Source organism: Floridaenema aerugineum BLCC-F46, assembly GCF_041929345.1.
Classification (GTDB): domain Bacteria; phylum Cyanobacteriota; class Cyanobacteriia; order Cyanobacteriales; family Aerosakkonemataceae; genus Floridanema; species Floridanema aerugineum.
In genome coordinates this window covers 1-7,972 of sequence record NZ_JBHFNQ010000156.1, presented here as the reverse complement: position 1 = coordinate 7,972, position 7,972 = coordinate 1, and the positions used below count along the sequence as shown (strand labels likewise).

General features: G+C 40.3%; 8 protein-coding genes. 6 read left to right on the top strand and 2 right to left on the bottom strand.

Features of this window, described 5'->3' with window-relative positions:
- Window positions 1-153 (bottom strand): transposase (locus ACE1CC_RS20280; RefSeq protein ID WP_413272249.1); only part of this gene is annotated, 153 nt, incomplete at its 3' end.
- Window positions 154-337: 184 nt separating this feature from the next.
- On the opposite strand from ACE1CC_RS20280, the gene ACE1CC_RS20275 reads away from it, so the two are divergent.
- Both ACE1CC_RS20275 and ACE1CC_RS20270 read left to right on the top strand, forming a co-directional pair.
- Complete coding sequence (locus ACE1CC_RS20275) at window positions 338-862, top strand: hypothetical protein (RefSeq protein WP_413272248.1); 525 nt, start codon at window positions 338-340, stop codon at window positions 860-862.
- 1 nt (window position 863) lies between these two features.
- Window positions 864-1,760, top strand: a complete 897-nt coding sequence (locus ACE1CC_RS20270; protein ID WP_413272247.1) for an OmpA family protein — start codon at window positions 864-866, stop codon at window positions 1,758-1,760.
- Between the two features lie 286 nt (window positions 1,761-2,046).
- On the opposite strand, the gene metK is transcribed toward ACE1CC_RS20270, so the two are convergent.
- On the bottom strand, window positions 2,047-3,309 hold the full coding sequence (gene metK, locus ACE1CC_RS20265; protein ID WP_413272246.1) for a methionine adenosyltransferase: 1,263 nt from the start codon (window positions 3,307-3,309) through the stop codon (window positions 2,047-2,049).
- A gap of 497 nt (window positions 3,310-3,806) precedes the next feature.
- Here metK and ACE1CC_RS20260 point away from each other — a divergent pair, with 497 nt between their 5' ends.
- The 4 genes from ACE1CC_RS20260 (at window position 3,807) to ACE1CC_RS20245 (ending at window position 7,872) form a co-directional block, all read left to right on the top strand.
- Window positions 3,807-4,328, top strand: a complete 522-nt coding sequence (locus tag ACE1CC_RS20260; RefSeq protein ID WP_413272245.1) for an FHA domain-containing protein — start codon at window positions 3,807-3,809, stop codon at window positions 4,326-4,328.
- Between the two features lie 3 nt (window positions 4,329-4,331).
- The gene (locus ACE1CC_RS20255) at window positions 4,332-6,305 is read left to right on the top strand and encodes an FHA domain-containing protein (RefSeq protein WP_413272244.1); all 1,974 of its coding nucleotides are present in this window, start codon (window positions 4,332-4,334) and stop codon (window positions 6,303-6,305) included.
- Between the two features lie 197 nt (window positions 6,306-6,502).
- Complete coding sequence (locus ACE1CC_RS20250) at window positions 6,503-6,931, top strand: hypothetical protein (protein ID WP_413272243.1); 429 nt, start codon at window positions 6,503-6,505, stop codon at window positions 6,929-6,931.
- Between the two features lie 377 nt (window positions 6,932-7,308).
- Entirely contained in the window at window positions 7,309-7,872 is a 564-nt protein-coding gene (locus tag ACE1CC_RS20245; protein ID WP_413272242.1) for a hypothetical protein, read from the top strand.
- Window positions 7,873-7,972 lie beyond the last annotated feature (100 nt).

Genomic DNA, 7,972 nt, shown 5'->3' with positions numbered 1-7,972 from the left:
AGAAGAATAAAAAGTGCTGTCACTCCACATCCCAGAACCCCAAAAACGACGCTTTTTCAAATCTTTAAAAGTTTGAAATAAGTGTACAGCAGAGATAGATTTCATGGTTTTAGCAATTTCCACAGGAGCAGTAGTGTGATCTGCCTGTACTATACGTAGGGTGCGTTAGCACAGCGTAACGCACCTTATCATCTTGAGGAAAATGCGATCGCCATTTTTTTAGATAAATTCTCTGTAGTTCAGGTGTTTACACCGCCGCAAAATTCCGTATTTCTCAGGAATCTTAAGCGCGATCGTTAGTCGTAAAATAACGATAAAAGCTAACTAAAACCTGATTATGAAAGCTAGTATCCTACCAATATTAACCGCAATATCCCTGCTGTGCGTCGCCTGTCAATCCAACCCACTGACACAACAATCTTCTACCGCTACAACACCAAACACTCAAACTCCAGCTGCAACTCCTAAAACCTCTTTACCAGCAACGCAAACTTATGATTTGCAAGTGAATAATGACCAAGTTGTAGCCAGATTAACACAAATTGGGTTTACTGATGACAGCATTGTTGTCACTATGGCATTTACTAATGTTAGTCAGGAAGCTATTCAGCTGAACGCCAAAGATGACTTAATTCTTGATGACGATGTGTATGATAGCAAATACCGTCTAGCAGTTCCATCAGATAATCCTAAAATCCAAATTCAACCAGGAACTACCCTAAAAGGACAATTCGTTTTCCTTGGTAGATTATCGCCTCAAGCTACTACCTTAACGCTTACTACTAATTCTGCTTGGTATGGCGATCGAAAAAACTTTCCTCACGTAACGTTCAATAATCTATTAATTCAAAGAGGAAAGTAAAATGATTAAGCTAATTAGACAGCTAAATCTGCTGTTTGCCTTGTTTGCAGTGGTGGGTTTTTCCTATTTAGACTTTCGCCGGAATAATACATACGCCAAAGTTACCACATTAGAAATAGTACCAGTTGCCGTTTCCAAATTAGAAGTTGTATCTACCACTTCCACAAGTGTAGAAACAGCAAATCAAACTACTCCTACTACTCAATTACAAACAGAAACTCAACCCGTTCCTGAAACTAAATTAGAAGTTGAATCTTCTAGTTCTAATTTAGAAGTAGCAACTTCCCCCACTCCCACAACTACAGTTGAAACAGAAAAGCCAAATGTTCCTTCGAGTAAATTAGAAGTTGAATCATCAACAAGTACAAATTTAAAAGTTGAAACTTCCCCCACTCCCGTGACTAAAGTAGAAGTTGAAACTCAACCAGTTACCCCTAGTAAAGTAGAAGTTGAAACCCCACCACCGACAAAAATTACAGCGGCTACAGTGGAAAAGACTATTACCGAATTAAAAGCCGAAAAAACTAAATTAGGAATTAAAATTAACCTTCCAGAACATATCTTATTTGACTTTGACAAATATCATGTCCGCGCCACAGCAAAACCCACCTTAAGCAAAATCAATCAACTTTTGACTTACTACGGCAAATCAGAGGTTGTAATTAACGGACATACTGATAGTAAAGGCAGTGACGCTTACAACGAAAAACTTTCTCAACTCAGAGCCGCCGCCGTAAAATACTATTTTATTAATGTCTATAAAGTACCAGCAAAGCGACTACAAACCAAAGGATTGGGCAAAACTCAACCAATTGCACCTAATAATAAAACAGATGGTTCAGATAATCCAGAAGGTAGACAGAAAAATCGACGAGTAGAAGTAATTATCAAAACTTAAAGCCTATAGATCATAGATCCCCGACTTCTTGAAGAAGTCGGGGATCTGAGGGGATCTGAGCGTTTATTCCATTAACATAATTTGTCTAATTGATTTGAGAACCCGCAAGATATCATTTAATTGATTGCGACGTTTTGCTTTAATACCTGCATAAATCAACAGGTTTTTAGTTTTAATGTGTAGAGACGTTGTATACAACGTCTCTACATTTTTTGTATACAACGTCTCTACATTTTTTGTAGACAAGGTTTCTACATTTTCAGGAAACGTTTCTACAAATTACTGTTTAACTTACAGGAACAGAAAGTTCTTGCTTGAGTGCTTGTTCCAACAAAGGTGCTTTGTCGGTTTTTTCCCAAGGCAAGTCTAAATCTGTGCGTCCTAAATGTCCATAAGCGGCGACATCTTGATAGAAACGAGCGTTTCTTTCTGCGGGTAAATTGCGTAAATTAAAGGCGGCGATAATTCCGGCTGGACGTAGTTCAAAATTTTCTTTGACTAAACTTAGTAAAGTGTCATCGTCTACCTTGCCAGTTCCGAAAGTATCGATCATCATACTTACAGGACGAGCTACACCGATCGCATAACTAAGCTGTACCTCGCACTTTTGGGCCAAGCCAGCAGCCACAATATTTTTCGCCACATAACGGCAAGCATAAGCGGCGCTACGGTCTACTTTTGTGGGATCTTTACCGGAAAAAGCACCGCCACCATGACGAGAGTAACCGCCATAAGTATCAACAATGATTTTCCGACCCGTCAACCCAGAATCACCTTGCGGACCACCGATCACAAATTTGCCTGTAGGATTGACTAAAAAGCGAGTTTCTGCATCCGGCTTCACATCGATATCAGCAAAAACTGGAACGACGACTGCATCCCAAAGGTCTGCTTTGATTTTGGCTTGCACTGCGCTTTCGTCAGTAATATCGCCAATGGTCGCAGTATGCTGAGTGGAAATCAGGATGGTGTCAATACCTACGGGTTTTCCGTCTTCGTAAGCTACTGTAACTTGAGTTTTGCCATCTGGACGCAGGTAAGTCAACTCTCCGGTTTTGCGAACTGCTGCCAGTCTGCGAGCGATTCTGTGCGCTAAACTGATGGGCAAGGGCATTAACTCAGGGGTTTCGTTGCAAGCAAAACCGAACATTAATCCCTGATCTCCCGCACCAATGGCATCAAAAGCATCAGAGTCATTTTGTTGGCGAGTTTCTTGGGCGGTGTTTACCCCTTGGGCGATGTCGGGGGATTGTTCATCTAAAGCCACTAACACGGTGCAACTATGCGCTGCAAACCCGTTTTCGGAATCATTGTAACCAATTTCGGCAATTTTCTTGCGGACGATATCGACGTAGTTAACGTGCGCTTTGGTGGTAATTTCTCCGGTAATTAGCACTAAGCCTGTGTTTACTACAACTTCTGCGGCTACACGGCTATAGGGGTCTTCTGCCAGTAGCGTATCTAAAATAGAATCAGAAATTTGATCGCAAATTTTATCAGGATGACCTTCGGTGACAGATTCGGAGGTGAATAGGTAGCGACGAGTCAAAGGTAGCTCCTCCTTGAGAATGTGGGCTGGTAATAACTAAACTATACTGGGCTGAATTCAACCACTGTAAACAGTCATCATAACAAGATTTACCCCGTTAAGCAGACCGAGATTTGGTTTATTTGGTAATTGATATGATTTGGCTGATGATTAATCAGTAATCCTGAGATCTTGCACTATTGTCAAAAAGACTTGAAAAACTGGGTTTATGAACGAAAAACCTGGTCTTTCAGATTTAGCTCTTTGCCAGAAACCCGGTTTTTAACCCGGGTGCAAGATCTGAGTAATAAAAATTTTACTCCAGCACTCGGGCGTTTTGCGGGTATGTGGTTTGGCGAGTGCGATCGCGCAAGCACAGACTACGCCAACGCGATACTATGAGAAATTGAGGTAAGTAACTGTAATGAATTACTCAATTACCCTAATTTCAGGAAAAATTAGAGTTAAAACTGTAAGTTGTTTTATTCATATATTTAAGGCTAAGTGAGAATTAGGTGATGAACGAAATTACTCTGGAATGGCAAGAAACAAGTCAACTTAGAAAAGCAATTATTGGCGATCGACAACTTAGCAAACATCCCGGTACAGTGCGCTTAGGTCGTGACCCTCTCCAATGTGATATTGTCTTAACTCATCCTACAGTTTCCGGGTTGCACGTAGAAATATTTTTTAACCAAAATTGTAATTGTTTTCAGGTGCGAAACTTGCGCCAAAGTAATCCGCCAATGGTGGATGGAAAAAATTTGATTCAAGGTGAAATGAGTTTAAGCCAGGGTAGTACTATTTGTTTGGGACAAATTGAAATTAAAGTTGTGGCTGTGACTTTGGCTGGTAGTAGTGTTCCTGCTACTATTTTGATTCCGCCTAATTCCGGCAATTGGGCAAATCAAGTTTATGGTTTAAAATGTCCCAAGTGCGATCGCATTTCCCCCTTTGAACAGTTAGACTTGGGTTGTCCTTGGTGCGGTACTTCCCTAGCAGCAGCTTCTAGCGTATTAATTACTCCTAACAGTCACTAAATTATGAATCCTCAATCTCTAAAAATTCGCCTGAGTTGGCAAGATCCCGTTACCGGAGAACGGCGAGAACCTAATTTAAATCTTCCCGTTGCTTTAGGACGAGAATTTTCCCAAATGCCCACTCAAATTAGAGGTTTGCCTGTCTCTCGCATTGTGTTAAATACTCCGGCAATTTCTCGCTTTCATGCTTTAATTGATCTGGAAGCCAGCGGGTTAGTAGTAGTTGACCAAAATACTGTTAATGGGATTTTTGTTAATGGTCAACGTCAGGCGCGATCGATCTTAGCTAATGGCGATATTCTCCAAATCGCTGATTATCAAATCACCATTTCTTTTGCTACTATTCCACCCCCAGTAACTTCTACCATTCCACCCACAATTAATTTTCATCCAGATACCGATTTACCGGAATCATTAATTGTTGCTTCTCCTGTTTTTTCAGGACAAACTTTTCCGCCAAATTTGTTTCAATCCCCCCAAGTAAATGTGCAAGATTTATATGCCACTGGTAATGCAGTTGATGAAGTTAATTATACAGCAATTGGGGCAGGTTTGGGAAGCTTTGTTTGGGTAGATTTATTGCGAATTTGTGGAGTCCAAACTAATCAAATTGCTGCTTTAGGTTTGGAAGAAAAACCTTATGCACGCTATCAACGTTTGTGCCTGAATTCGCAAATTCCTCCTCATGAAAGATTGCGTTCTAATTCTGATTCTTGCCCTGATAATATTTGGGGTTGGCCCAGTTATGCTTTAAGAGAAGCTTGGCATGATTTAACTAAGGGAAAATTGGGTGATGCTTTGGGTTATTTGTGGCAAGTTTTTGCCGAACCAACTTTTGCTCAAACTTATACGCCTCGATCGCAAAATGTGTTTGATTCTATCGATCGCGAAGCCCAAAGAATTGGTTGGGATAAAATATTTCGTAATGGTAGCGTCCGGGCAATTCGCAAAACAACAGATGGACGTTATGCGATCGCATATTCCCGTCGTCGTTCCAGCACAGCACCCCCAGATCATGCTTTTTTGATCGCCCAATTTGTGCATTTAGCCACAGGTTATCCCGCCATTCAATTTTTACCAGATTTGCAAGCTTACCGTCAACAAACTGGGGATTTCAAATCAGTGGTAAATGCTTATGAAGAACACGATCGTGTTTACGAATTCCTAGAAAATCACGGTGGTACAGTTTTAATTCGCGGTCGAGGGATTGTAGCTTCGCGCATTGTGCAAAGGATTTATGAAGCGAGGGAACATAATAAGTTGATTTCGATTTTGCATTTAATGCGATCGCCCAAACCCCAAGGTAACAAATTTGCTTCTGCTCAACGTCAAGTCGAAAATCATTATGAATTTCAACCCTTTAATTGGCCGAAAGCTTGTTGGGGTGGCGACTTAAGAGAAATGTTAGAAAAAGCCGATCCTGCGTCCAGAAAAGAGTTATTAAAACAGTGGGGAGGGACTACGACTGCCGATCGCAAAGATTGGAAACGCATCGTTTCTCAAGGATTAAAAGAAGGTTGGTATCAAATCACCTTTGGCGAAGTAGAAAAAGTAGAAAGAGATTCCCATAATAGAACTGTTACTTACATTAAAGAACAAAGTTTAAAAGGACAAATCCGCCTAGAGGCAGATTTTATTATTGACGCTACTGGATTAGATGCTCATGTTGTAGCCAGCCCTTTATTAAATGACTTAGTAAAACAGTATAATTTGCCCTTACTTGATAATGGTAGATTAGCTGTAGCCAATGACTTTGAAATAGTAGAAATGCGAAATCAACGAGGTAAAATATATGCCAGTGGTGCGATAACTTTAGGTAATTCTTATGCCGCAGTTGATAGCTTTTTGGGTTTGCAATATGCCGCCCTTTGCGCTGTGGATAGTTTAGCCACAGTTAAAGCCCCAAAATTACATAAACTAAATGCAATTACTTCTTTGATTCAATGGCTAAAATGGGTTAATAATCAGTCTCCTTAATCTGGGATTTTTTACCACAGAACAATTAGTAGGGTGCGTCAGACAGTTAAACCTTGATGCTGTCGATCGGAATTTCTGGTCTGACGCACCCTACAACTAGGATTTTTTACCACAGATATCCACAGATAAACACAGATGAACACAGATGTAGATGTAAACTTAAGGTTTGGTCAATAAAATCTAAAATCTAAAATCCCATGACTCCCACTCTTTTTGGTAGATGGCAAACTCGTTTATTATTATTGGCGACAGTCGGCGTATTAGGAACTTTACCTTTTGCATTAGGAATTACTAGCCCTCATTCCAGTCCTGTTTATTTTTGGGTGTTGGGATATGTGGCTATTTTTGGCATTTTTTGGGATATCCTTTATAATTATCTGCAAAAATTTCGCTGGGATCGAGATTGGCCCGGAATTTTTCAATTATTGGCGGGTATTTGGGAAGGAATTTTCTTAATAATAATTATTAAATTGTTGCAATTACCTTTACCTGGAGTGCAAAACCTAGATTTAAACTTGTTTATCCGCCATTACAGTTTAGTGTGGCTAGGTATTTATCTGGCATCTCAAACAATCATGAGAGTATTGTTTCCTCGCTGGCGGTTTCGTGGTGGACAGTGGTTTTAAATACAGTTGCTAAAAATTCCGAGAAAATCTGGAATCTTTAAATTGTAGTGTGAAGATTAGAAAAAGCGTGTACGTAAAAGCCAGTAGTTAAGTAAATCAAAAAAAAACTAAAAAGGCTACCAACTATGGCGAGCAAGTTAGTTTTCTGGAGTTGAAGAAACCCGGACTTTTAGAAAAGCTGGGTGAATTTATTACGAAATATTCATTGTGTATCAATTTGTTGAATAACTAGAAGTTAGTTGCAAAAAAGTCACTAATTGTAAAGCGATCGCTATTACACCAAAACACTTAGCCTTAACCAAGCATTAGGGCTAGCAACTAATCACACTTCTAAGTTTCCGCCCAAATAATCTCCATCTTTATTGAGGAATGGTGATATGAACATTGTTGCTAAAACTATTACATCAGTTGCGATCGCAACGACTGCTACTTTTAGTTTGTCGGTGCAAGCAGAAGCGGCGCAACTTTCTATGGGGCTCAACTTCACTGGGAGCTCATCCTTCAATAGTGGCTTCATTCCCCCAGATACTATGGGTGCGGTTGGCCCAAATCATATTGTGGAAATGATTAACGGACGGTACGCAATTTACAGTAAAACTAATGGTTCGCTGATTCAGGGAACTTCCCTAGATCAGTTTTGGATTAATGCTGGGATTGCACCCACGAGATACTCTTTCGATCCGAGAATAGTATACGATCCCTTTAGCCAGCGTTGGTTTGCTGCCTCTGTGGACAACGCCAGAAGCAACAACAACTTCTTGGTTGCAGTTTCCAAATCTTCCGATCCGACAGCAGGTTGGACTGGATTTGCGATCGACAGCGACTCAACAAACTCGCGTTGGGCAGATTTTCCCACTTTAGGGTTCGATCGAGACGGCATTTACCTGGCAGCCAATATGTTTGGTATTGTAAAACTTCACTTAATTTGTAGTCATTTATAAGCTAAAATAGTTAACAATTATTTTACTTTAACCCTCAAGAATCAATGACCTGAGTTATCAGGGTGAAATGTCCCGGGACTCTAAGCAACCACTAGTACCA